This window comes from Thiothrix subterranea (assembly GCF_016772315.1).
Taxonomy (GTDB): Bacteria; Pseudomonadota; Gammaproteobacteria; order Thiotrichales; family Thiotrichaceae; genus Thiothrix; species Thiothrix subterranea.
The window spans coordinates 983517-1004490 of sequence record NZ_CP053482.1 but is presented as its reverse complement, the minus strand read 5'-3'; the positions used below and the strand labels follow the sequence as shown (position 1 = coordinate 1004490).

The window sequence follows — 20974 nt, the reverse complement described above, 5'->3', positions numbered from 1 at the left end:
GTTTTAAGATCATGGCAGCGTCAATGGCACTGGCCTTATTTTTCTGGTCATTTTCGCTGCGCACTTGCAAACCTCACAATAAGCGCGAAAATACCGATTTCATCCTTGGAGTTGCCATGCTTACTATTAGCAGCCTGCACGTTTACCCGGTCAAATCGCTGCAAGGCATTGATTTGAGTGACGCGGTTTTGACTACGCAAGGGCTGGCGTTTGACCGTCAGTGGATGCTGGTCGATGCCACCGGAAAATTTGTGACCCAACGGCAAATACCTTTGCTGGCAAGTATTGGTGTACGTTTGACTGCCGACAGTTTGGTGCTGGAACGTGCCGGATTATTGCCGTTGTCGATTCCATTAGCGCCAATTCCTGATAGTCCCTGCGAGGTAAAGGTGTGGCGCGATACGTGTGTGGGTTGTGACGAGGGTGAAGCGGTTTCGCGCTGGTTGACGCAAGCGGTGGGGCAGTGGCAGGGCAGTGACTTGCGGTTGGTGCGTTTTGCCCCGGAAGGCGTGCGCCCGGTTGACCCCGCGTACATGGAGGGCGACAGTGCGGATACGGCGTTTTCTGATGGCTACCCGTTTCTGATTATCTCCGAGGCTTCGCTGGCGGCGCTGAATGTGCAATTGCTTGCCAATGGCGCGGAGTCAGTGCCGATGGCGCGGTTTCGCCCCAATATCGTCCTCAGTGGCATGGAAGCGTTTGGGGAAAATGCTTGCAAAATGCTGACCGCTGCCAGTTACCGCTTGGCGATTCGCAAGCCGTGCCAGCGCTGCAAAACCACCACGGTAGACCAGCGCACTGGGGTGATTGCTGACCCGAAAGAACCGTTGCGTACCTTGCTGGCGATGAACCCTTACCCCCATTTGAGCGGTGCGTATTTTGGGCAGAATGCGACATTGACGACAGGGAATGGCATGGTGATTAAGGTCGGCGATCGGCTCGACCGGCAGCCATCATGAGTATTCGCTTCTCCAATATTTTGGGTGTTGGTGTGTTGGCGCTGGTGGCAGCGGTTGCCTTGTTGCCAGAAGCACACCGGATTCCGGTCAGCGGCGCAACCGCGAAGGATTGGAATCCGAAATCGTTTTGGTATTACCCGTGGGGGCGTTCCGGTACGCACAAGGGTATCGACATTTTCGCCAAAGAAGGCACGCCCGTGGTGGCGGCGACGCAAGGCTTGGTGGTGCATACCGGCGTGGATAGTGTGGGGGGCAATGTCGTGTTGGTGTTGGGCGGCAAGTGGCGGTTTCATTATTACGCGCACTTGCAACGCATTGATGCGCAAGCTTGGCGGTGGGTGAGGGCGGGGGAACCGCTTGGTACGGTGGGTTCGTCGGGTAATGCCAAGGGCAAACCGCCGCATTTGCATTACGCGATTCGCACACAGTATCCGCAGCCGTGGTTGTATGAGGCGGGAGTGCCGCAGGCTTGGAATAAGTTGTTTTTTGTTGACCCGAATCGGTGGTTGATGGAAGGGTTGTAAGTTTGCGGAGGAATGAACGTCGATTTTGCAAAGAAATTTTCTAAAAAATTGATTTCATTGGTATTGTTTCTTGAAAACTCGTATTAAGCACTCCAATTTCTCGTGATAATGGTTTCCGAAACACGTGTTAAGGTTTAGTATTTCTCGTATTAAGGCAACGAGAAGTCCGCATGTACCAACGCAATAGCACACCTTTCCTGATGGAGTTGCTGGCGGAATTCAGGATTCTTTACCTGACCGGGCCACGGCAAGCGGGCAAAACCACGTTAGCCAAAGCAATTGCAGCCGAACGCGGAATGCAATACCTGTCGCTGGATGAAGAAGCGGTGGCGGCTGCGGCGCACAACGACCCCCACGGTTTCATTCAGTCATTTACCGGGCAAAATCTGGTGCTGGATGAATTCCAGTATGCGCCAGAACTCACCCCAGCCATCAAACGGGTATCTGATAATTTACCGCCGGGGCAGAAAGGCAAATTCTTGTTGACGGGTTCGGCGGATATTTTCAGTTCAGCCCGCACCCAAGAAGCCTTGCCGGGGCATATGGCGCGGGTGGAATTGTGGCCGCTTTCCATCACCGAAATCCGAGGTAGTCGTTTCAACCTGATCGACTATTTGCTGACAGGCGACTTTTCCCAGCAACACGCATTCCCTGAACTGGGGCGCGAACAACTGGCGCAAATCCTGCTGGATGGTGGCTACCCAGAAGTGCAAAGCAAAAGCGCACGCGGCAAATCCATCTGGTTCAAGTCGTACATACAGGGGCGTTTGTTCAAGGATTTTGAAACGCTGTACGCGGCGCGAGGGGAATATCACGCCAAGCTGCAAGCCTTGATCCCTTACCTCGCGGGTTTGAGCGGCAATCTGCTGAAATATGCCAGTGTTGCCAACGATCTGGCGCAAAACGATCAAGTCATCAAATCCTACATCGAAGCGTTGGAATGGATGTTTATCATCAAGCGTATTTCGCCGTTTGTGAAAAACAGCGCCAAACGTGAAACCGTGGGAATGCCGAAGCTGCATATGGTCGATACTGGGTTGGCTTGCCATTTGCTCGGCATCAAAACAGCGCGGCAACTGGCGACTTCCGCGATTTTTGGCAACTTGTTGGAAAGCTTTATCGCGATGGAATGCTTTAAGCACATGGGTTGGGCGGAGGAGGAAGTTGGCGTTTACCACTTCCGTGACACCAGCAAAAACGAGGTAGATATTGTGCTGGAACGCAGTGGCGGCAAGTTGATTGGGATTGAAATCAAGGCTTCGGCATCGGTGGGGGAGGCGGATTTTAAGGGATTGGTGCAGTTGGCGGAATTTGTGGGGGATAGGTTGGAGGCGGGGTTGGTGTTTTACAGTGGGGAGCGGGTGTTGCCGTTTCGGGTGGCTGGACGGCAGTTTTTTGCTGTGCCGATCAGTTTGTTGCTTGCGGAAGTTGTCAATGCCTACTGATACCACCACCGCTTTCGAGCGTTTAGTCACCCACGACTTTGACCAAGCCTCGCTGGAGGATGTCAAAGCCGTGGCGTTAGGGCTTTGGTATCAGGATTTTATCCCCGACTTCACACAATTACCCGTAACCAACCTGCAATCCCAACTCCGTGCTGGCTATCTGGTTGACCGCCTATTGCGCTATAACTGTGTGTCGGATGAGCGTAAAAAAGCCCTGTTTGCCAACGTGACAGCCCTCAAAATACACCTTAAACCGGCAGCCAGCACCAAACCGAATGTTGAACCACTAGCCAAAAATTGGGGGCTGGATCAGGACTTGAAGCGTCTTGCCAAAGAACTGCTGCCTTACCAAACCCGCCATTACCAGCGATAAATCGCAACATCAGCGCATCTACTTGGGCAGTGTTTGCCCGCCTCCACTGTTCCGGTTACTATCCAGTCATCATCCCTTATGCTTGACTAACCATGTCTATAACTCCGCTGGAAATCGCCCTCGAACGCATCGACGAATGCCGCCGTACCCGTGCGCCCGTACTTGACCTGAGCAAACTCGGTTTGGATGAAATCCCCGAACAAGTGTTTGAACTGACGTGGCTGGAAAAGCTGGATGTGTCGGGGAATCAAGCAAATTGGGAACGGGGAAATATCCGAGAAATTCCCGCTGCGCTTGGTCAACTCACTTTATTGATAGAATTCAATTGTACGTATAATCAAATCATCGACCTGAGCGCGTTGGCTCACGTGCCAAACTTGCAAACACTTGACTGTAGCTATAACCCGATCATCGACCTGAGCGTGTTGTCTCACGTGCCGAACTTGCAGACGCTTCACTGTGGGAACAACCAGCTCATCGACCTGAGCGCGTTGTCTCACGTGCCGAACTTGCAGACGCTTCAATGTAACTTTAACCAGCTCAGCGACCTGAGCGCGTTGTCTCACGTGCCGAACTTGCAGATGCTTCACTGTCACTTTAACCAGATCAGCGACCTAAGCGCGTTGTCTCACGTGCCGAACTTGCAGATGCTTCACTGTAGGAGCAACCAGCTCAGCGACCTGAGCGCGTTGTCTCACGTGCCGAACTTGCAGACGCTTCAATGTAACTTTAACCAGCTCAGCGACCTGAGCGCGTTGTCTCACGTGCCGAACTTGTGGATGCTTGACTGTATACCTCACAGCGCCAAGACTTGAACATTTTTAAAGGTTTGAAAGTTTGTTGTCATCAACTGTGCCAGTTCTTTCTTGTGATCAGTATCCAGCTTGTCGAGACAGTTGGTGATGGCCGACTTGAAAGCGGGAAACTTATCATAGTACTTCGAGTACAAGCATTTTTTCTTGACGAACTTCCACAACCGTTCAATCAGATTGAGGTTGGGTGAATAGGTCGGTAAAAACAATAGTTCAATATTGAGCCTTTTCGCACAGGCAAACACGGCTTCACAGCGTTGATACTTGGCATTATCCAAGACCAACGTGATCGGTATTTTGAGTGCTAACGCTGCAATTTTTTCCAATAATTCACACACGCTGCCAGCGTTGATATAGGTATCGTTAGTGAGGGTGATCAGTTGCAGTGTTATCACATTGAGTGCGCCCAATACGTTGTAACGTTGTCGACCACAGGGCGCTTTGATGAATACGCGGGAAAATGACCACAAAAATCCCAGAAACGGTGCTAAAACGAAGTGGGCGGCATCGACAAAAAAAGGGCGCGTTTACCTTCTTGAGCTTCTTGAATGCGCGGTTTAAGTTCATTTTCCAAGAACTTTTCTTGTGCTTCCACATCAGCTTTGGCGGGTATCATCCCCACTTTACGGATGTCCATCCCTATTTTCTTCATAAAGATACGTACCCTGTCCTCGCTGCGTTTGATGCCTGTCAGCTCCTCAATCTTGGCGGCTGCTGCCTTGCTGGTCGCGGGTGGATATTCACGAAAATAGGTCTCAATCTTGTCTTTATATGCCATCAAATCACTCTTTGGTTTATTGAAGCGTATTTCTTTAAGAGCTTCTAAACCGTTAGGTTGTTGGTAGGCGTTTAGGTAGGCAAGCAGCGTGGCTTCTGTAATCCTTTCCAATCGTTTGATTTCCTTATGCGTCAACTGTTGGGATTTCAGGGGGTGTGAACAGAAGTGATGCCCAGACACATTAAGCAGCCTTGCAGGCGGAAAAGTTCTGCCAATACGCATTCCATCCGCCATTCAGGCGAGTCACGCGAAGGGCGAGCATGGGATCGACATTCTCGGCTGCCCACCAAGCTCCCGGCTTTTTCAGGCGTGCTTGTACGACAAAGCGATGAGCACTTTCAATTTCGCCGGAGCCGATCGGGCGTCCCAGTCGGATAGCCCCGGCATAATCGACCTGCTCGCGTCGGTTATTGAGATAGCGGTAAGCTTTCCTGACGGGAGCTTGTGCATCCGCTGTGGCGGGGGCTTCCAGATGCGGCAACAGGGCTTCCAGTACCTTGGCAGAACGGTTGGCTTTCAATTCCGCTTGCCGCTGCTCCAGCCATGCGTCGGTGTCAGGGGAACAGGAGGCGGCGGCTTCCGCCAGGTATTCGCTCAGATGGTAAAAATCCACTAGATAAGCACCTTGGCTGCCAAAACAGTGCTCTATCTGGTCGGCAATCCAAACTGCCCCGTCGCCGACGCCATGAATGTCCGTTGCCCGTCCAAAGCCTGCCTGACAGGCACAATGGTACAGGTGTTGTCCGGCCTGTTCCGTGCCGCCGCTAAAGGTTCCGCCATAAAAGCGGCGGGCGCTCCCCAATTCGCGGGCAATGCACAGCTTTAATTCCTGCCAATTCAGGGTTTTACCTTTGCGGCGGTCAGCCGCTTCCGGGGCGCTCGTCACAATGGGAACCATGCCGCCGTCCATTTCCACCAGCACACAGGTTTTTCCCGGACTTTCAGGACGGGCTGTTTCCAGTACCGTATTGTCCAGCATCAGACGTCCATGACGTTCCGTCGTCTGCCGGATCGTTTCCGGGGGCAAGCTGATGCCATAATGTTCCTGTAGTTTTTCACTCACCTGCCGGAAAGGATGATCCGCCCCAAAATCCGTGACCACCCGTTGCAGCGGCGCGGATACCCCCCGGCAACGCACCGCCGCACTGGCGGAAAAAGGCCGTTGCAGGCACGAACCTTGGCGAAACAACCGTTCGTTTACTTCAATCTGTCCGTAGGTACTGTGCCAGTAGAGTTTTTTTGACCCATAGGACGCCAACCCGCTGTCTGTTGCCCTTGATCGGCGGCCGCTGCTTCATGCTGTTGTGCCCAGCCGGACAGCGCATCGTGCCCCAGTTGGCGCAGGGTTTCGATTATCTGCCGTTCTGCTTCATCGGCGAGTTTCAAGTCGTCACTGCTGGATTCCATAATGGTTAGGATCGATTCAATCCGTTCCTGAAGCGCGGGATGACGGGCAAGGCGTTGGGCGAGCTGCGTTGGCTTGTCTAACATGGGGAGACTCCGTTAATGGTAATGGCAATATTTACCGGATATTAGACCATGCATCACTTCCGGTCACACCCGATTTCAGGTACAGCACGGACATTTTCTTACGGACTCTGGGATGAGGGTGGCGCTCCTTCCAGTAGAACAGCTCCGCTACCTCATCATCAGTGAAGGTGATTTTTAATGTCATACATTACTCATAGTTGCCTTTATTGACCGTCAGTTAACCATATTTACTTGATTACTAGAAAGCCATTTTATGGCACTGATTGGTATAGTAGAAACAAGATCAGCGATCTGTCGCCTATTTACCATTTCGTGATGTCTGGGCAGTTACACCTACTCAATCTATACGGTAATCCAGCTTGTGGCATTCCTTCAGGCATATTGGGAACTGGTGAATTCGGTGATGACTGCCTTGAAAACCTTAAAAATTATTGGCTTGACCTCGCCAACGGCAAGGAAAAACAACAGCAGTTGAAGGTTCAGTTTGTGGGTAACGGGCGGGTGGGTAAAACCACTCTGGCTTATGCGTTGGAACACAAACGCGCCCCCAGCGAACCGTTCAAATCCACCCACGGCATTGTCATCAAGGAAATCCAGCAAGCATTAGACGGTGAAGATGAGCCGGTTACTTTGCAACTGTGGGATTTTGGTGGGCAGGAAATTTATCACGCTACCCATCGCCTGTTTTTGTCGGACGATTGCTTGTACTTGTTGTTGTGGGCGGAAGAAACCGAAGAACACCCGGAGGAAACCCGCCACCCAGTTAGCTATTGGCTGGAGTTGATTCACGACTTAGCCCCAAACAGCCAAGTCATTATCGTCAAGAACCAGATTGACCGCTCTGATCATTTGCCCACAAGACCCGCTGAACTGACAGATGATATGCCAGGTGTCAGCCAAATCCGGCAGGAAGTGAAAATATCAGCGATGCAATATCGCGGTATGCCGACCTTGCGTGGTGCTATCGAATCAGTAATTGAGGAACTGAAACACAAAGTTTGCGTGGAGCTACCAACCTCATGGCTACAGGTACAACGTGAGCTAAAGCAACTCGACCAGAACACCATCCCGTTTGCTCATTTCAAACAGCTTTGCATCAAAGCAAGCATAGATCACGCCGAATGGTTCGTTGGCTACCTGCACAAAACTGGCGTACTGTTTTATCAAGAAGGTGCATTTCAAGATCAAATCATCCTCGATCAAAACTGGGCAATCGAAGCCGTCTACCGGGTATTTGATCCCAACAAATCCCATCGCCGCCGTATTGAACGAATGAAGGGATGTTTCAGTGGTGATGATGCCAGCCTGTTTTGGGCTAATGAAGATACCGCTGAACATGAGGTTTACATCAATTTCATGCGTAACTGCGGCATCTGTTACGAGCCAGATCACCGTAAATATTGGGAAACACAAAAGCCTTTTGCGGAGCGTGAATTTATCATCCCGGCTCTATTGCCGCTGACCAGCAACGCCAAAGCTGCATGGGGCAATTCCCGACCAGACGATTGGCAACTCGACATCGAATACCCTTTCCTCCACCGCAGCATCATCGAACGCATCATCCTGCGTTTAGGCGAAACCTATCAGGGCGAACCGTGGCGAACCGGCATTTTCTGTAACACAGAATACGGGCAGGTATTACTCGAATGCACGTATCGAGACAAACAGCAATCCACCCAAGGGCAACTCAGTTTCCACTTACGCGGCAACCAGCTTGCTCCCTTGGTATACGCCTTACGCAAACTGGTGAGCGAAATCAGCCCACATCGCCGCTATCAAGAATTCCTGCAACGAGGTAAAACCAACCGCGCAGCCTTGCCTGAATTCAAAGCAGCAGAGGAGAAATTCAGCTCGCGCCTCGACCCCGTTAAACCCACTAAAACCCTCAAGCTGTTCATCTCCTACTCCCGCGCAGACCGCGAACACAAACTCACGCTGGAAAAACACCTACGTCTGATCAAAGAAGCCCTCAAACACCAAGTCAAACTCATCATCTGGAGCGATCACCTGATGGATGCAGGCGAAGGCGTGAACGACCAAATTCTGCCCGAATTACGCAGTGCCGACCTGATTCTCCTGCTGGTCAGCCCCGATTTTCTTGACCCTGAACGCTACAGTTGTCGGGTTGAATTGCTGATTGCGCTGGAACGCCATGAGAAAGAGAAAATACCCGTTGCACCCGTTATTATCCGACACACCCATTGGCAAGCACGTCTAGGGCATTTGACCGTACCAACCATCGAAAACGCTGATCCGCTGGAAGATTGGCCTTCCGCCGACAAATTCTGGGGCAGCGTGCAAAACGGCATCCACGCCAAAATTGAAAAACTTCTGATCGTTAGCGAAGCCTACAAACGGGAAACCACTGAATACCGTTGATGCAAACCGAAGCGTGAATGACCGCCACTCATTTCAAGCAATCATGCAACCACCCCGCCACAAACAGGTCAAACGAATATAACCCACCGTCACGCGAGGAAAATCCCATGAAACTGCTCACTGCCACACTGTTTGCCGCCTTATCACTCAGCGCCTGCGTCGCCACGCCACCCGTGACACCCCAAAGCCTAACGCTGAACGCCAACCAGCAAACCAACTTACGCACTCTGTTAGGGCTAACCCCCAGCAGCGCGTTTACCGTCAACGTGCTCGATCAGAACGCCGACCGCCAACTCACCCCCGGCGACATCGCCATCATGTACGGCGGCATCGCCAATACTGAAACCAGCCGCCGCACCCTCAGCATTGCAGATGTTACCCGCATCAACGCCGCCACGGGTTTGAGCGAAGCCGCCCGCCAGTTACAAGCGGCTGAAGCCAAATGGCAACAAATCAGACCTATACATTACGCTTACACCCTGCAACGTTCCTGCTTCTGTGCACCGGAAGCGCTCAAGCCAATCGAAATCCGCGTCTTCCGAGGCAAAGTCCAGCAAGCCACGGTCTTGCCCGACGGCACACCCCTGCCTGCTGACCGCCAATCCAGCGCGTTAACCATCGACGACCTGTTCCTGAAAATTCACGATGCCATCGACCGTAACGCCGCCAGCTTGAGCGTCACCTACGACCCGCAATACGGCTTCCCCACCAACATCAGCATCGACTACGAACGCATGATGGCGGATGAAGAACTCGCCCTGAGCGCATCGAATTTCAAAATCGCCAGCGGCTTAAAACCCGTTCAACCACCCGTCATGTGTACGATGGACGCTAAAATCTGCCCCGATGGCAGTGCAGTAGGTCGCGTTGCGCCACTTTGCAAATTTGCAGCCTGCCCAACAAAATAGTGCTTCTGCTCACATTCACGGGGAGTTTTGCTGCAAAAACAGGATGCGTAAATCGGTCTGTGGCACAAAGTTAGTCTTTTCCATCACAAACGTTTTCGCATCCACTTTCTGCAAACCCTCTCCGCAAAAAGTGACGCGCTCGTTAGAGGTTTGCTTTTGCAGCGTGAGGCGAAATTTACCGATTGCACCTTGCCAATTCGCACCCGTGGTGAGGATGTAATCCACAAAATGCGGCGACAGGTTTTTGCCTTTATCGGGCTGGTGATTTTGCTTAATCCACTTCAGCAAATCAGGCTCGATGCAGTAATTTTTGATGCGGGTAGTGCGCTCTTCCCCCTCAAACCAAAAACCAGCTTCGCCGCCCACCACAGGGCGATATTGGTGACTGACGACCAAGGCTTTGCCAGCGGGAAAGGTTTGCATCCAATGGTGCGTCAGCTTGACTTGCCCGTCGTTTTTTTTCACTTCGGTTTCAACGATTTTCGGCTGGTCATCGACTTGCACCGCAAACAGCAGCGGGTTATCCGAGTGCGTATCCATCGCGATGTCACCATCGGGGGTTTCGGGGAATTCTGGCACGGGAAACGCGACTCGCGTGGTGATGTCTTGCGCACTGTTATTGCGGAAAATGTATTTCACCCGAATCTGCTCGGTGCTGATAAACAAGTCTTCCTGCTCCATCGCAATCGACGCATTTTTCGTGAATTCAATCCCGCCCGCCCCCAGCGTGGCGGTGGAATCGTTAGCAACGGCGGCAGCGGTATACCCGCACAACAGTAGGCTGAGAAGAGTGTGTTTAATGGTCATCATGGCAAGCCCTCGTGAGTTTTTGATTCGACAGAAAGCATAACCCGCTGGCTTCAAACACAGCAAATCCTAATCATCTGCACCATTCCTGCAAACGCTTGTCATATTCTGTACTTCAAAGGAAAATAGGGGACACAGGGTGATTTTGGCAAGGAATTTGCAGTACTCAGTGAAGCCCTGATGGCATTCTTACAGCGCGTGACGGAGGCAAACCCGCTATGAACATCCAATTTCCACCCAAAATTCTGCTGTTCCTGCTGGTAATCGCCCTGCCGGGTGGGGTGTTATTGCTGCTATTTCCGCTGGTGAATCGTGTGAAAGCTAGCATCCGGTTGACCCGCTAAACAGGATGGCAATGAAACTAATCCTCCTCCCTGGTCTTGATGGCACGGGGTTGTTGTTCGAGCCGCTATTGGAACAGTTGAGTGATGCTTGTGCGGTACAGGTTATCCGCTACTCTCCCGACCAATGCCAGTCGATGCAAACCTTGGCAGCCCAAGTGCGCGAACAAGTGGTGTTCGATAGCGATACCGTATTGCTGGCGGAATCGTTTTCCGGCTTGGTAGCGATGGAATTGCTGCGGCAACCTATCCCGCTGCATAGCGTTATTTTTTGCGCGTCGTTTGCCAGTGCACCACGCCCGTGGTTGCTGAAACTTACCACAGTTTTGCCGCTGGAAATGCTGTTCCGCTTGCCGTTACCTAATTTCCTGTTGCGGGGGCTGGGGTTGAATACGCGGCTGGTTGGGTTAATCCGGCAAGTGCGGGAACAGGTTTCACCAGCGGTGTTGGTGTACCGCTTACGCTTGATTGCGGCGGCACAAACGCTGGTGCTGGAAAAACCTTGGGATGTGCCTTGCTACTATTGGCAAGCGGCGGATGATTGGGCTGTTCCTGCACGTTGTGCGGAGGCGTTGCGGCAGTATTTTACAGCGGTGACAGTAACACGCATCCAGCAATCGGGGCATTTTCTGCTGCAAAGCCAGCCTGTGGTGTGTGCCGCTATTATTGAGACAGTGCGTTCAACGCCGCCGCCAGATGTTGGTTAAGCACCGCATAACCCTGTGCATTCAGATGCAATAAATCACGACTGTATTCGGGGCGAATCACATTTGCCTCCCCTTGCAGCAGCGTAAACGCATCCAACACCGTCACGCCATCGCCTGCCTGCGCGGCGATAAACTGGTTCACTTCTTGGATGGCGGGCGCAATCGCATCCGACCAGAACAAGGCGCGTTCGAGTGGCACTTCGCCCAAAGGAAACACGGTCGTCAGTAATACCTTGCTGCCGCTTTGCCGCGCTGGCGTGATGATGTCTTGCAGGTTGCGCTTACATTGCGCGACGATGGCATCACGGCGCTGCGGGAACAGCGCGATGGCTTTCAGGTCATTCACACAGAGTTGCAGGATCAGGACATCCGCTTGCAAGGGCTGAACGTGCTGTGCAAAGCGTAGGCGGATTTGTTCGGAGGTTTGGTTGCCAATGCCGCGATTGATGAATTCGACATTCGCCATCTCTGGCGCAGACCAACTTAAGGCGCGTGAATCGCCGAAAAATACCACGCGCTGCTGCCCCACCGTTTTGCTGGGAACAGGGTCGGCGTAAAGGCTTAACTGCAAAGGGTCAAGGCGCAGCGCATTCGTGTCTTGGTATTGGCGCTGGGCAAACCACAGCAAACCGACGTTACCCAGCACGGAAATCAGCAGAAGGATGAGGAGCTTTTTCATGCACAAAGCATAGCGATTTTCCTCATTGACTGCACGGGTTTTGCATATCCATCACCTACACTGGCGGGGTTTTCACACGGATAATAATAGGTAGTATGACTAAGAAACATTATGCACTGGCGGCAATCGCCGTGTTCATCGTCGAGGTAATCATTGCGACAAAACTCAATCATTACACTTTTATCCGTGCCTATTTCGGCGATTTTCTGGTGGTGATTTTGGTGTATTGCGCGGTGAAAGCCTTCTGGAATGTGGAGGCAACAAGGCTGGCTATCGGTGTGTTTGCCTTCGCGGTGGCGGTGGAACTGGCGCAATTATTCCGCGTGGCGGATGTGCTGCAACTGACGGGCTGGGCGCGGGTGGTGGTGGGGACGAGTTTCAGTTTCCATGATGTGTGGATGTATGCGGCGGGGTGTTTGGTGGTGTGGTGGGTGGATCATTTGAACCGATAGCGGCTTTGCAGACTCGAATACAAAATCCATGCTTATAACAGTGACGGAGGAATCACTATGAAACGCCACGAAAAACACTTACTGCTCTGGCTGTGCCTGCTGGGGCTAACTGCCTGCGCCACACCGCACCCGGAATGTGAGCAGGCAGATGCATTCGGGCATTGCCAGCAGTGGAAAGGGGTTGAGCCGAGTTGCGCCACACCGGACTTTCTGGGCTTTTGCCCACCGAGCCGGTGATTATGGAAACATTACTGGTTTTACTTTTTGTACTGATTTTGGCTGCAATAGGTTCACTCCCCAGCCTGCTGTTCTGGTGGTTGGCGTGGAAGCTATTGCCCAAAACGTATTCATTACCACCTTACCGAATGACGTTGTTATGTATCGCGTTATCCTTTCTGACAGGTATGGTGCTGAATCCTGAACTAGAAGGTGGTGGGCTTTCCATTATGCCGTTCATGCTGATTTTGACGCTGTTATGGTCATTCATACTGCTGCCTGCCAGCATTCTGGTGAAGTATTTTTTCGGCAAAAGCAAAAGTAAGACACAATGAATATGCTTAAAAAACTCCTGAAAATCCTCCTTTGGCTCATCGGCGGCAGTGTATTGCTGCTCGTGCTAACACTTGCAGGCTTCTACCTCTATTTCGCTATCCCAATGCAGAAAAATTTTGCCAAACTGGAGGCTACACAATCGACCGATTGCACTACCAGTGATAGGTGGCAAATTATTGCACCGTTGGAAAGCTATCCCACTCAATTTCTTGATATATTTTCTGAAACTAACAGTGGTGATCCTGACCTGATGTTGGCGCGTAAACTTATTGAAGAATTGCATCACCGCCAGTCTGAATTTACCTCACGTTATATTGTAGGAACACAGGAGATCAAACGCCATTACACACAACAGCAACGTCTCGAACTTGCCTTCAACCACTGGCACATGGGGAACATAGGCGATTGTGCTATTCATGGGATGACAGCCGCTACCTATTATTATTTTGGCAAAATACCGCAACAGCTATCGGTAGCGGAAATGGCGTTATTGGCTGGAGTCACACGAGGGGCGAGCTTTTACAACCCGTTTAAACACCCTGACAGGGCGCAGGAGCGACGTGACTTATTGCTGCAATTGCTGCTGGACAAGCATCTGATCACCGAAGCGGAGTATCAAACCGCACTCAAAGAACCATTGCCTGTTAAACCGCATGAGAAAGATAGCTAAAGGAAATAACCCCATGATGCTAATGTTGCTATCAGCAGAAGAAGCCATTGCCAGCGCGGAGCAGGAATGAAAAAAGCATTTATGGTATTGTTTATTTTGCTGGCAATATTCACTGCCAGTGTCACCAGCCTGAACGATCCGTTGTCAGCACGATTACGCAGTGAAACCGAGCAACACCTCAATACCTATATCGAAATTCTGACGACACGGGCAGAACAGCATAATCTTAGCCTGATGGATAAGACGATCCTGCACAGCGGTATCCTGACAGGCATTGCGGTAAGTTGGTTTCGCTATCCAGAAGCCAGTGCGTTGCTGTTTCATTATGTGTATGGCGATGGTTCGGACTTGTCATTATCAGCGGATTATTTTCGTGAAAGTGGGTATCTCAAGGAAAAAATTGCTGCATTAGGTATAGGTCAGCATGGCGCAATCGGTTTGCGCCAACAGGACGATTGGCGGCTTGCCCTGACGCTGAACCCGTACTACCTCGACGTTACCGAACAGCAGGTGGTGTTATTTCATCCGCACATTGCGTTTGCGCCGCTGGATTCTCAGCGTGTACCAACGATTGTGCCTATCGGTAAGCTGAAGATACGGGTGTTTGATAATCTGGTGTCGGCGTTAGAGCCAAAACCGTTTCGGGCGTATGCCGTGTGGGAAACGAATGCTACATCACACTCACCGTTTACCGTTGTGCGTGTTGACCCACGGCATGACAAGCTCGCCTTGTTCCACCGCGATGAAGCGGGGCAGGCATTCAACCGCTTCGGGCGACTTGGGGCATGGCTGGAACAGCGTCAGCAACACCTGCGTTTCGCCATGAACGCGGGGATGTTTCACGCCGACTTTTCCCCCGTTGGTTTGCTGGTAATGGATGGGAAGGAAATTGCCCCGTTGAATCTTGAAGCAGGTACGGGAAACTTCTTTATGAAGCCCAACGGGGTATTTTTTGTAACGAAAAACGGGGCTGGTGTGGTGGAATCTTCCAAATACCCAGTGGTTGCCCACGATGTGTTGCTGGCTACTCAATCGGGGCCGTTATTGGTGAGGCATGGAATAATTCACCCCGCACTGCGGGCAGGTTCGCCGTCAAAGTACATCCGTAACGGTGTTGGCGTGGCGGGTGATACGGTCATGTTTGCTATCAGTGACAAACCCGTGACGCTCCATGAATTTGCCGTGTTTTTCCGTGACCAGTTGCATTGCCAAGATGCACTGTATCTGGATGGGGCGGTGTCTGGGCTGTATGCGCCGGAATTGAACCGCTATGACAACCGAGCCGATTTAGGCGTAATGATTGGGGTGGTTCAGGCAGGGATACTATGATTAAAAAAATCTCATTACTATTTTTCATTCTGTATTTCCTAGGCATTGCCGCCATCTGGCTCGATGGTGCAACCACAGGCTATGAAAAGTCAGAATACGCCGTGGTACTGGGCAATCAGGTCTACCCTTCTGGCGAACCCTCCGAACGCTTGAAAGCACGGCTGGAACGCGCCGCCGAATTGTTCCGCGACGGCACGGTGCAAAAGATCATCGTCAGCGGTGGTTTGGGCAAGGAAGGTCACGACGAAGCAATCGTGATGAAGCGGTATCTGGAGACGCAAGGCATCCCTGCTGCGGCGATGATGGCGGATTCCTACGGCAACAATACGCGCCTGACCGCATTGAATGCCCACCGATGGGTACAACTCGATAAGCCTGTCATTGTCGTTTCGCAGCTTTATCACCTTTCCCGTAGCGAAATGGCGTTTGGGAAAGAGGGTTTTGTTAATGTCGGGGCAGCATATCCTCATTATTTTGAATGGCGCGATGTCTACGCCTCATTACGTGAATTGCCTGCGTGGTTTAGCTATTGGCTGTCGCGCCAGAGCCGAGGTGAATCACACCTGCTATGAAACACCTCACCCACCTACTGATTTTCCTCGCCCTGACCGCCCTAACCCAGCTCGGCGGTATTATTGGGTGGCTGAGTTTGCCCGTGTTACGCCTGATCCGTCGCCCGGCACGCTGGCAGCAAACAGGGCTACGCGGCGCGGCATTCCTGCTGATTTATGCCCTGTCGGTCTTCAGCTTCGTACCCACGCTGGCGCAATGGAATGGCAGAGTGCCACTGCCGTGTTTTGCCAGCGATGCCGCCCCGCTGCAAGCTGCCAATGTTGGTTATTGCCTGCTGATGCGCAATTACGTAACACCCGCCACCCAAACCCGCTTACTCAAGGTAGCGCGACAATTTCGGGAGGTTCACCCCGATAGCACGGTGCGTTATTTGGATGCTAACTTCCCGTTTATGAATGGCTTTCCCTTGCTGCCGCATTTGAGCCACAACGATGGGCGTAAAGTGGATCTGGCGTTTTTTTACCAGCGCAAAAACACCCACGAACCGTTAAATGTCTCACCCTCATGGCTGGGGTACTGGTGCTACCAACAGCCACAACACCCGAAAGAAGCGGCGTGTTTAGGCAAATCCAGCTATTTACGTTGGGATTTCGACTGGTTGCAACCACGCTATGCGGCGTATGAAATGGATGCGGCACGTACCCGTACCCTGCTACAATTACTGGCGGCGGATGCGCAGAAAGTGTTGTTAGAACCGCATTTACAAACACGCTTAGGCATTCAGTCTGCCAACGTCAAATTTCAGGGATGCCGCGCAGCGCGGCATGATGACCATGTTCATGCGCAATGGTGATCAACAATGAAGTGGCTTGCTTTCGTTGTCGCCATCTGGCTCATCGCTGTCAGCAGTAACATCTGGCACTACGGCACTCAAGACAACGCCGCTCCCGCTGATTGCATCATCGTGTTGGGTGCAGCCGTGCAAGGCAATGAACCCACGCCTGTTTTCGCCGAACGCATTCGCCACGCGGTTAACCTTTACCAACACGGGTTAGCGGCAAAGCTCATCTTCACGGGCGGTACAGGCGCAGGCGATTCCCACGCGGAAAGTAGCGTTGCCCGCATTTTTGCACAACGCTTAGGCATCCCCGCCACCGCCATTTACAGCGAAGCAAATTCCCACACCACACAACAAAACCTTGCCGAAGCCGCCGCGCTCATGCGGCAACACAGCTTACATTCGGCGATGGTGGTGAGTGACCCGCTGCACCTGAAACGTGCTATGTGGATGGCGCATGATGTAGGCATTGCCGCCGTATCCTCGCCCACGCCGACCAGCATGTACCGCTCGCTGGCAACGCAATTACCGTTTCTGGCACGGGAGGTGTATTTTATTCACCACTATGCGCTGACGGGGATGTAAGTTACATCAAGAATGCAACTTGAATAATTCCACCTATAATAAAAGCTCAACAATACAAGGACAGTTAACAATGCCAACAATACAACGCACCTTCGCGACCCTGCTCATTGCCGCTAGCCTGCTGACCGCCTGCACCAGCACCCCGACCCAACCTGACACAAAACCCGCCAGTAAAACCATCATCACCAGCACCGCCAAGCCCACTACTTGCGCCATCCTCAACGGCTACACCGCGCAAGACGAACTCATGCTGGGGCCGCCCGTGTATTACGCCGTCATCTCCAAAGACTTGGCGGGCGCGGAATGCTTGCTAAAAATGGGCAAAGACCCGAACAAACCCGATGGCATCGGCACAACCCCGTTACTCGCCGCCATCGACCAAGGCAACGCTAACATGGTCAGCCTGCTGCTCAAACACGGCGCAAATGCCAACCGCATCAAAGACTGGCAACGCCCGCTGGATGTCGCCCGCAAAAAAGGCAACCCCGCCATCATTAAACTGCTGGAAAATGCCGGTGCAACCTCAGAAAATGATCGCACCAAACGCGAATACAACGAAGCGGCAGTCATGGAACGTGCCTCCAATCAAGCGATGTTCGACGCGGAACAAAAATAGATACAACACCTCCCCCTAACAGAGCCAGCATGGAAATATACATCTACCCGATTATCGCCCTATTATTCGTCGGCATTTTCACCCATGAAGTGATCGCGCCCGCCTCGCGTAATCACTGTGATCGGCGCTGGCTCATCATGGCAACGCTGTTGGGCGCTGCAACGGTCGGTGTTACCCTAACCCTCGGCTATGTGCTGGCGGATGCTATCAGCGCCAACGCCGTATTCACCACACGCGGGGTTTTGGCAGATGGATTGGTCGGCGTATTAAGCTTTTTACTCACCAGTTTCACGTTTTACTGGTGGCATCGGGCGACGCATTATTCTGACTTGCTGTGGCGCGTATTCCACCAATTGCATCACAGTGCCAAACGGGTGGAAGCATTGACGGCATTTTTCGCGCACCCACTCGACACAGCGGCAGCCGTGCTGATCAGCGCTATTTCCAGCTATGGTATATTGGGTGCAAGCCCGTTGGCGGCGGCAATTGCATTGCTGATGACGGGCACATTCGATCTGTTTCTGCACAGTGATCTGCGCACCCCGCCGTGGCTAGGCTATGTGGTACAACGCCCCGAAATGCACACCGTCCACCACCAACGGGGGCATCATGCACAAAATTACGGCTTACCCGTATGGGATTTGCTGTTTGGGACGTGGTGCAACCCCACTGAACGCCGCCAAGATTTAGGCTTCGATACCGACAAAAGCACGCGCTTGACCGATATGTTGTTGTGGCGTGACGTGCATAAAGACGATAGGGAAATCCATGATCACCATTAGTAGCTTACATATTTACCCCGTTAAATCCCTGCAAGGCATTGCGCTGCAACACGCAACATTGACCACGCAAGGCTTGGCATTTGACCGGCAATGGATGGTCGTTGATGCCGACGGGCATTTTCTCACCCAACGCCAACTGCCCAACATGGCACAAATTCGCGTGGATTTGACGGCGGATGCGCTGGTGCTGTCGCACGCCACGCAGCCGCCGCTCAGTATTGCCTTGCAGCCTAAACCTGCCGAACGTGTTGAAGTCGTCGTCTGGCGCGACCACTGCCCCGCCGATCATGAAGGCGATGTAGCCTCCCAATGGCTCACGCAAGTGCTGGGGCAATGGCACGGTGGCGACTTGCGCCTCGTGCGCTTTGCTGACGATTTCACCCGCCCCGTTGACCCGAATTACATGAACGGCGATCCTGCCGACACCGCCTTTTCAGACGGCTATGATACTCCCCATATTCTAGACCACTGACTAAGATAAGAGGATAGCAGCGAAAGGAGGCAAGATATGGCAAATGTGCGCAAACATCATACAGCGGAGTTCAAGGCGAAAGTGGCATTGGAGGCGATCAGGCAACAGAAAACCACCAACGAACTGATCACCGCCTACGCCATCCAAGCGGCTCAGATCAGCACGTGGAAAAAACAGGCTCTAGCTGCCATCCCCTTGGCTTTTTCCAGTAAAAAAGACCGCGATCAACACAACCAGCAAGCGGAGATTGACGAGTTATACCGCCAACTAGGGCAAGTGGTTGCCGAACGTGATTGGCTGAAAAAAAAGTCGGCGGGTATCCATTAACCCTAAGGAAAGCCTTGCTTGAGCCAGACAATGCGGCGTTTAGCTTGCGTCAGCAGTGTGGATTGTTGGGGATCAACCGCTCCAGCCTGTACTACCAGCCGCAGGGTGAAAGTGAGGAAAACCTGTTGTTGATGCGCTTATTGGATGAACAATACACCCAAACGCCCTACTACGGGGTGCTTAAGATGAAAGCACATTTGCGTACCTTGGGGCATGTAGTGAACGAAAAGCGGGTGAGGCGGCTATTGCGCACCATGGGTCTGGAGGCGGTTTACCAAAAACCTGACACCAGTAAACCGAACCCTGAACATGAGATTTTCCCTTACCTGCTGCGGGGTTTGGTGATTGACCGCTGCGATCAAGTGTGGAGTACCGACATCACGTATATCCGATTGGCGCATGGCTTTGTGTACCTGATGGCAGTGATCGACTGGTACAGCCGTTATGTGTTGGGTTGGGCGATCAGTACCACGTTGGAAGCTGATTTTTGCATTGAAGTGGTCGGCGAGTTATTGGATAGCGGGTCGTGTGAAATCTTCAACACCGATCAAGGCGCACAGTTCACGACACCACGATTCACGACACCGCTGCTAAACAAAGGCATCCGTGTCAGCATGGATGGGCGGGGACGCGCACTGGACAATATTTTTATTGAACGGCTGTGGCGGACAGTCAAATATGAACATATTTATTTGCAGGATATACAGACGGTGCAAGAGGCAAGGACAGGCTTGCGGGACTACTTCCAGTTCTACAACCACCGACGCTTGCATCAGTCCCTCGATTACAGCACACCGGCTGCTGTGTATTTTGCAGGGCGGCAGGATGGGCAAGGGAAGACAGATTTTTATCAACCAGCTTTTATTTTAATTTCTTGAGATTTTGGTCTGGACAATGGGGAGTACCTTAGGCTACCCGTTTTTGATTGTGTCGGAAGCCTCGTTGCACGCCCTGAATGCGCAACTCGTCGCCAATGGTGCAAGCCCCGTTCCCATGACGCGCTTTCGCCCCAATATCGTCCTCAGCGGCATGGCAGCCTTTGGCGAAGACCGTTGTGCAACCGTTACCGCTGTCACACAAGCGTACCGTTTCGCCATCCGCAAACCGTGCCAACGCTGCAAAACCACCACGGTTGATCAGCAAACCGGCGTGATTAGCAACCCGAAAGAACCGTTGAAAACCCTCACCGCGATGACCCCTTACCCGCACCTCAACGGCGCATACTTTGGGCAAAACACCACGCTGACGTTTGGCGACCAACAGGTGATCCGCGTGGGGGATCTGCAAATCGTCGATTGAACGGGTGATTTGCTTTAAGGAATCCGTACAAGTTGCCCAGCACTTACGCCGCTAACAGCCTCAATCAACGCTGTAGCCAATGGCGTTAAATCTTGGAAACGGTTACTGGCTGCACGAATAACCACCGTACCGAAGACGCGGTTAACAAACTGTTGCTGGTATTCGATATTGCCATCAATGGTGACAAAAACATCAATGCCTTTCGCATCAAGTGCTTCCAACAGTTCGGTATCCTTCAAACCTGCCAGCCCAATTTGCGGCACTGTCCACACTTGCTCGAACGGCAATAGCTTACACAAGCGGCGCGGCAAGCATTCATCAATGATAATTTTCATG

General features: G+C 52.3%; 29 protein-coding genes. 22 read left to right on the top strand and 7 right to left on the bottom strand.

Annotated elements, in window-relative coordinates:
• Positions 1–116: 116 nt before the first annotated feature.
• The 5 genes from HMY34_RS04845 to HMY34_RS04825 all read left to right on the top strand — a co-directional run bounded on the left by HMY34_RS04845 (position 117) and on the right by HMY34_RS04825 (position 4116).
• Entirely contained in the window at positions 117–959 is an 843-nt protein-coding gene (locus HMY34_RS04845) for an MOSC domain-containing protein (protein WP_202718171.1), read from the top strand.
• Positions 956–1483 (top strand): M23 family metallopeptidase, encoded by a 528-nt coding sequence (locus HMY34_RS04840; RefSeq protein WP_202718170.1) that lies wholly within the window; start codon positions 956–958, stop codon positions 1481–1483. The genes HMY34_RS04845 and HMY34_RS04840 overlap by 4 nt, the downstream gene beginning before the upstream one ends.
• Positions 1484–1653: 170 nt before the next feature.
• Positions 1654–2928 carry an ATP-binding protein gene (locus HMY34_RS04835; RefSeq protein ID WP_202718169.1) on the top strand — a complete coding sequence of 425 codons (1275 nt, stop codon included), beginning with the start codon at positions 1654–1656 and terminating at the stop codon, positions 2926–2928.
• Complete coding sequence (locus tag HMY34_RS04830) at positions 2918–3301, top strand: hypothetical protein (RefSeq protein WP_202718168.1); 384 nt, start codon at positions 2918–2920, stop codon at positions 3299–3301. The genes HMY34_RS04835 and HMY34_RS04830 overlap by 11 nt, the downstream gene beginning before the upstream one ends.
• Before the next feature lie 92 nt (positions 3302–3393).
• A complete protein-coding gene (locus HMY34_RS04825; protein ID WP_202718167.1) occupies positions 3394–4116 on the top strand; it encodes a leucine-rich repeat domain-containing protein in 723 nt (240 codons plus the stop codon).
• On the opposite strand, the gene HMY34_RS04820 is transcribed toward HMY34_RS04825, so the two are convergent.
• The 4 genes from HMY34_RS04820 to HMY34_RS04805 form a co-directional block, all read right to left on the bottom strand.
• Positions 4098–4583, bottom strand: coding sequence for an IS630 family transposase (locus HMY34_RS04820; protein ID WP_266096934.1), 486 nt, complete (start codon positions 4581–4583; stop codon positions 4098–4100). The genes HMY34_RS04825 and HMY34_RS04820 overlap by 19 nt on opposite strands.
• A 17-nt stretch (positions 4584–4600) precedes the next feature.
• Positions 4601–5002, bottom strand: a complete 402-nt coding sequence (locus HMY34_RS04815; protein WP_202718166.1) for a COG3415 family protein — start codon at positions 5000–5002, stop codon at positions 4601–4603.
• A gap of 70 nt (positions 5003–5072) precedes the next feature.
• Positions 5073–6382 (bottom strand): ISKra4 family transposase gene (locus tag HMY34_RS04810; protein WP_202718165.1). Its coding sequence is split into 2 segments (ribosomal slippage): positions 5073–6170 and positions 6173–6382, totalling 1308 coding nucleotides; the frame shifts between segments, so codons are not numbered across the junction.
• A gap of 31 nt (positions 6383–6413) precedes the next feature.
• On the bottom strand, positions 6414–6566 hold the full coding sequence (locus HMY34_RS04805; protein ID WP_202718164.1) for a hypothetical protein: 153 nt from the start codon (positions 6564–6566) through the stop codon (positions 6414–6416).
• Between the two features lie 131 nt (positions 6567–6697).
• On the opposite strand from HMY34_RS04805, the gene HMY34_RS04800 reads away from it, so the two are divergent.
• Both HMY34_RS04800 and HMY34_RS04795 read left to right on the top strand, forming a co-directional pair.
• Entirely contained in the window at positions 6698–8761 is a 2064-nt protein-coding gene (locus tag HMY34_RS04800; protein ID WP_202718163.1) for a COR domain-containing protein, read from the top strand.
• A 107-nt stretch (positions 8762–8868) separates the two neighbouring features.
• A complete protein-coding gene (locus HMY34_RS04795; RefSeq protein ID WP_202718162.1) occupies positions 8869–9669 on the top strand; it encodes a DUF6174 domain-containing protein in 801 nt (266 codons plus the stop codon).
• 15 nt (positions 9670–9684) lie between these two features.
• Here HMY34_RS04795 and HMY34_RS04790 read toward each other — a convergent pair whose 3' ends face one another.
• Positions 9685–10479, bottom strand: coding sequence for a DUF4424 family protein (locus HMY34_RS04790; RefSeq protein ID WP_202718161.1), 795 nt, complete (start codon positions 10477–10479; stop codon positions 9685–9687).
• 215 nt (positions 10480–10694) lie between these two features.
• Here HMY34_RS04790 and HMY34_RS20340 point away from each other — a divergent pair, with 215 nt between their 5' ends.
• Positions 10695–10820, top strand: a complete 126-nt coding sequence (locus tag HMY34_RS20340) for a hypothetical protein (RefSeq protein WP_266096946.1) — start codon at positions 10695–10697, stop codon at positions 10818–10820.
• Between the two features lie 11 nt (positions 10821–10831).
• Positions 10832–11524, top strand: a complete 693-nt coding sequence (locus tag HMY34_RS04785) for an alpha/beta fold hydrolase (RefSeq protein ID WP_202718160.1) — start codon at positions 10832–10834, stop codon at positions 11522–11524.
• Here the strand turns inward: HMY34_RS04785 and HMY34_RS04780 are convergent.
• Entirely contained in the window at positions 11481–12203 is a 723-nt protein-coding gene (locus HMY34_RS04780) for an SGNH/GDSL hydrolase family protein (RefSeq protein WP_202718159.1), read from the bottom strand. The two genes, HMY34_RS04785 and HMY34_RS04780, sit on opposite strands and share 44 nt — an antisense overlap.
• 95 nt (positions 12204–12298) lie before the next feature.
• On the opposite strand from HMY34_RS04780, the gene HMY34_RS04775 reads away from it, so the two are divergent.
• From HMY34_RS04775 to HMY34_RS04715, 13 genes are all read left to right on the top strand, one after another.
• On the top strand, positions 12299–12655 hold the full coding sequence (locus HMY34_RS04775; protein ID WP_202718158.1) for a ribosomal maturation YjgA family protein: 357 nt from the start codon (positions 12299–12301) through the stop codon (positions 12653–12655).
• Between the two features lie 57 nt (positions 12656–12712).
• On the top strand, positions 12713–12892 hold the full coding sequence (locus tag HMY34_RS04770; RefSeq protein ID WP_202718157.1) for a hypothetical protein: 180 nt from the start codon (positions 12713–12715) through the stop codon (positions 12890–12892).
• A gap of 2 nt (positions 12893–12894) precedes the next feature.
• Positions 12895–13206: a hypothetical protein gene (locus HMY34_RS04765; RefSeq protein ID WP_202718156.1), complete on the top strand. Its 312-nt coding sequence runs from the start codon at positions 12895–12897 to the stop codon at positions 13204–13206.
• Entirely contained in the window at positions 13203–13877 is a 675-nt protein-coding gene (locus HMY34_RS04760) for a transglycosylase domain-containing protein (protein WP_202718155.1), read from the top strand. Before HMY34_RS04765 ends, HMY34_RS04760 begins: the two co-directional genes overlap by 4 nt.
• 66 nt (positions 13878–13943) lie before the next feature.
• Positions 13944–15206, top strand: coding sequence for a phosphodiester glycosidase family protein (locus tag HMY34_RS04755; RefSeq protein ID WP_202718154.1), 1263 nt, complete (start codon positions 13944–13946; stop codon positions 15204–15206).
• Positions 15203–15778 (top strand): SanA/YdcF family protein, encoded by a 576-nt coding sequence (locus HMY34_RS04750; RefSeq protein WP_202718153.1) that lies wholly within the window; start codon positions 15203–15205, stop codon positions 15776–15778. The genes HMY34_RS04755 and HMY34_RS04750 overlap by 4 nt, the downstream gene beginning before the upstream one ends.
• A complete protein-coding gene (locus HMY34_RS04745; RefSeq protein WP_202718152.1) occupies positions 15775–16572 on the top strand; it encodes a hypothetical protein in 798 nt (265 codons plus the stop codon). Before HMY34_RS04750 ends, HMY34_RS04745 begins: the two co-directional genes overlap by 4 nt.
• Before the next feature lie 6 nt (positions 16573–16578).
• Entirely contained in the window at positions 16579–17142 is a 564-nt protein-coding gene (locus HMY34_RS04740; protein WP_202718151.1) for a YdcF family protein, read from the top strand.
• Positions 17143–17212: 70 nt separating this feature from the next.
• Positions 17213–17758: an ankyrin repeat domain-containing protein gene (locus HMY34_RS04735; protein WP_202718150.1), complete on the top strand. Its 546-nt coding sequence runs from the start codon at positions 17213–17215 to the stop codon at positions 17756–17758.
• A 29-nt stretch (positions 17759–17787) separates the two neighbouring features.
• Positions 17788–18540: a sterol desaturase family protein gene (locus HMY34_RS04730; protein ID WP_202718149.1), complete on the top strand. Its 753-nt coding sequence runs from the start codon at positions 17788–17790 to the stop codon at positions 18538–18540.
• Entirely contained in the window at positions 18527–19012 is a 486-nt protein-coding gene (locus HMY34_RS04725) for an MOSC N-terminal beta barrel domain-containing protein (RefSeq protein ID WP_202718148.1), read from the top strand. Before HMY34_RS04730 ends, HMY34_RS04725 begins: the two co-directional genes overlap by 14 nt.
• A gap of 36 nt (positions 19013–19048) precedes the next feature.
• A protein-coding gene (locus HMY34_RS04720) for an IS3 family transposase (RefSeq protein WP_407701832.1) occupies positions 19049–20217 on the top strand; the annotation gives its coding sequence in 2 pieces (ribosomal slippage) (positions 19049–19328 and positions 19328–20217; 1170 coding nt in all).
• A gap of 16 nt (positions 20218–20233) precedes the next feature.
• Complete coding sequence (locus HMY34_RS04715; protein WP_202718147.1) at positions 20234–20638, top strand: MOSC domain-containing protein; 405 nt, start codon at positions 20234–20236, stop codon at positions 20636–20638.
• Between the two features lie 14 nt (positions 20639–20652).
• On the opposite strand, the gene HMY34_RS04710 is transcribed toward HMY34_RS04715, so the two are convergent.
• Positions 20653–20973, bottom strand: a complete 321-nt coding sequence (locus HMY34_RS04710) for a DUF5615 family PIN-like protein (RefSeq protein WP_202718146.1) — start codon at positions 20971–20973, stop codon at positions 20653–20655.
• Position 20974 lies beyond the last annotated feature (1 nt).

Coding starts and splice junctions, on each gene's coding strand:
- HMY34_RS04725 (WP_202718148.1), top strand. CDS start 18,527: ATGATCACCATTAGTAGCTTACATATTTACCCCGTTAAATCCCTGCAA.
- HMY34_RS04840 (WP_202718170.1), top strand. CDS start 956: ATGAGTATTCGCTTCTCCAATATTTTGGGTGTTGGTGTGTTGGCGCTG.
- HMY34_RS04735 (WP_202718150.1), top strand. CDS start 17,213: ATGCCAACAATACAACGCACCTTCGCGACCCTGCTCATTGCCGCTAGC.
- HMY34_RS04800 (WP_202718163.1), top strand. CDS start 6,698: ATGTCTGGGCAGTTACACCTACTCAATCTATACGGTAATCCAGCTTGT.
- HMY34_RS04715 (WP_202718147.1), top strand. CDS start 20,234: ATGGGGAGTACCTTAGGCTACCCGTTTTTGATTGTGTCGGAAGCCTCG.
- HMY34_RS04785 (WP_202718160.1), top strand. CDS start 10,832: ATGAAACTAATCCTCCTCCCTGGTCTTGATGGCACGGGGTTGTTGTTC.
- HMY34_RS04730 (WP_202718149.1), top strand. CDS start 17,788: ATGGAAATATACATCTACCCGATTATCGCCCTATTATTCGTCGGCATT.
- HMY34_RS04765 (WP_202718156.1), top strand. CDS start 12,895: ATGGAAACATTACTGGTTTTACTTTTTGTACTGATTTTGGCTGCAATA.
- HMY34_RS04830 (WP_202718168.1), top strand. CDS start 2,918: ATGCCTACTGATACCACCACCGCTTTCGAGCGTTTAGTCACCCACGAC.
- HMY34_RS20340 (WP_266096946.1), top strand. CDS start 10,695: ATGAACATCCAATTTCCACCCAAAATTCTGCTGTTCCTGCTGGTAATC.
- HMY34_RS04790 (WP_202718161.1), bottom strand. CDS start 10,479: ATGATGACCATTAAACACACTCTTCTCAGCCTACTGTTGTGCGGGTAT.
- HMY34_RS04805 (WP_202718164.1), bottom strand. CDS start 6,566: ATGACATTAAAAATCACCTTCACTGATGATGAGGTAGCGGAGCTGTTC.
- HMY34_RS04825 (WP_202718167.1), top strand. CDS start 3,394: ATGTCTATAACTCCGCTGGAAATCGCCCTCGAACGCATCGACGAATGC.
- HMY34_RS04710 (WP_202718146.1), bottom strand. CDS start 20,973: ATGAAAATTATCATTGATGAATGCTTGCCGCGCCGCTTGTGTAAGCTA.
- HMY34_RS04750 (WP_202718153.1), top strand. CDS start 15,203: ATGATTAAAAAAATCTCATTACTATTTTTCATTCTGTATTTCCTAGGC.
- HMY34_RS04835 (WP_202718169.1), top strand. CDS start 1,654: ATGTACCAACGCAATAGCACACCTTTCCTGATGGAGTTGCTGGCGGAA.
- HMY34_RS04745 (WP_202718152.1), top strand. CDS start 15,775: ATGAAACACCTCACCCACCTACTGATTTTCCTCGCCCTGACCGCCCTA.
- HMY34_RS04770 (WP_202718157.1), top strand. CDS start 12,713: ATGAAACGCCACGAAAAACACTTACTGCTCTGGCTGTGCCTGCTGGGG.
- HMY34_RS04780 (WP_202718159.1), bottom strand. CDS start 12,203: ATGAAAAAGCTCCTCATCCTTCTGCTGATTTCCGTGCTGGGTAACGTC.
- HMY34_RS04760 (WP_202718155.1), top strand. CDS start 13,203: ATGAATATGCTTAAAAAACTCCTGAAAATCCTCCTTTGGCTCATCGGC.
- HMY34_RS04795 (WP_202718162.1), top strand. CDS start 8,869: ATGAAACTGCTCACTGCCACACTGTTTGCCGCCTTATCACTCAGCGCC.
- HMY34_RS04845 (WP_202718171.1), top strand. CDS start 117: ATGCTTACTATTAGCAGCCTGCACGTTTACCCGGTCAAATCGCTGCAA.
- HMY34_RS04740 (WP_202718151.1), top strand. CDS start 16,579: ATGAAGTGGCTTGCTTTCGTTGTCGCCATCTGGCTCATCGCTGTCAGC.
- HMY34_RS04775 (WP_202718158.1), top strand. CDS start 12,299: ATGACTAAGAAACATTATGCACTGGCGGCAATCGCCGTGTTCATCGTC.
- HMY34_RS04755 (WP_202718154.1), top strand. CDS start 13,944: ATGAAAAAAGCATTTATGGTATTGTTTATTTTGCTGGCAATATTCACT.